Annotated in this window: 1 protein-coding gene; it reads left to right on the forward strand. The window is 74.0% G+C overall.

Annotated features, from left to right (window positions below):
* A partial coding sequence (locus tag A9W95_RS28070; protein WP_067416352.1) for a PGRS repeat-containing protein occupies positions 1–1,710 on the forward strand: 1,710 nt, incomplete at both ends.

Genomic DNA, 1,710 nt, shown 5'->3' on the forward strand with positions numbered 1-1,710 from the left:
ACAGCGCAGACCGCCTTGTTTCATGACGAGTTTGTGCGGGCGTTGAGCGTTGGGGCCGGGGCCTACTCCGCGGCTGAAGCCGCCAGTGTTAACCCGCTGCAGGCCGTCGAGCAAAACGTGCTCGCGGCGATCAACGCGCCCAGCCAGGTGTTGCTGGGCCGCCCGCTGATCGGCGACGGCGCCAGTGGAACAGCGGCAAATCCCAACGGCGGCGCCGGCGGGCTGCTGTTCGGCAACGGTGGGTCTGGATTCACCCAGACGGCCAACGGCGTGGCCGGAGGTAACGGCGGCAGCGCCGGGCTCTTTGGCAACGGGGGCGCCGGGGGTGGCGGTGGAGCCGGCGCCAGCGGCGGTAGCGGCGGTACCGGCGGAATCCTGTACGGAAACGGCGGCGCAGGCGGTTTGGGAGGCGCTGCTCTGGCGGGCGTTAACGGTGGGAACCCCGGCGCCGGCGGCGCTGGCGGCAACGCTTTGCTGTTCGGCAGCGGTGGAGCCGGCGGCCAGGGCGGCACCGGTCTGACCGGCACCACCGCCGTCACCCCGGACAACGGCACGGCCGCCACTGGCAGCGCCGGGTTGGTCGCGACCCAGGTCGGCTTTACCGGTGGTGCCGGCGTCGATGGTGCTGTTGGTCAGGTCGGCGGTACTGGTGGGACAGGCGGGTCCCCAGATTTCCTGTTTACCGGCTCGGTTCCCGGCGCGGACACCAGTGGTGGCACCGGAGGCGTCGGCGGTGTCGGCGGATTCGGTAGCGACGCTGGAGCCGCCGGCAGTGGCGGGATGGGCGGTGCCGGCGGTGTCGGGGGCAATGGCGGGCTGCTGTTCGGTAGCGGCGGGGCCGGCGGACACGGTGGCACCGGCGGCACGGGCGGCGCCGGCGGTATTGCGGCGAACGGTGGTGCCGGCGGTGCCGGGGGTAGCTCCACCTCTAGGGCCAGCTTTATTGCTGTCACTGCTGTCGGCGGAACCGGCGGCACCGGCGGCGTGGGCGGCGTCGGCGGTACCGGCGGATCGGGCGGCGCCGGAGGTGTCGGGGGGGCCGGCGGCCACGGCGGGCTGCTGTTCGGTGCCGGCGGTGCCGCCGGCACCGGGGGCACGGGTGGTCTCGGCGGATCCGGCGGTCTCGGCGGTGACGGCGGATCGGCGGGCAACGGTGGGAATAGCTCAGCGATCGCGACGCAGGTCGGTGAGAAATCGTTCGGCGGCAACGGAGGTCTCGGAGGCAGCGGTGGCGTCGGCGGTACGGGCGGTGCCGGCGGTGCCGGCGGTGCCGCCGGCGCAGCGGGGGAGGGAGGCTTCCTCGGCCAAGCCGGATCCAGCGGCAGCGCGGGCGTGGGCGGCGCCGGCGGTGTTGGCGGCGGCGGCGGCGACGGTGGCGATGGCGGGAAAGGCGGGACCGCGACTGGCGGCAATGACAGCATCAAGACGCCGGGCAGCCCCGGAAGCGGCGGCACGGCCGGGGGCGGGGGAGCCGGTAAACAGGAAATCTGGGGACCCGCCTGTCCCACCAGTACCGCCGACCTGACCAACAGCACCATCGACGCCGGCACCACCGGTAAAGCCGACCTGGGTCGCGACCAACCCGGCGCTGCCAGTGGCGGCCGTGCCGTTGTCCGGGGTGACGGCGGTGGTGCCGGTCAGACCGGTGCCGCCCTGGCCGCCGGCTCCACCGCTGCCGAACAGCAAAGCGTTGCCGCCAGCGCCGCCGGC

The sequence above is a fragment of the Mycobacterium sp. 1423905.2 genome (assembly GCF_001673155.1).
Lineage (GTDB): Bacteria > Actinomycetota > Actinomycetes > Mycobacteriales > Mycobacteriaceae > Mycobacterium.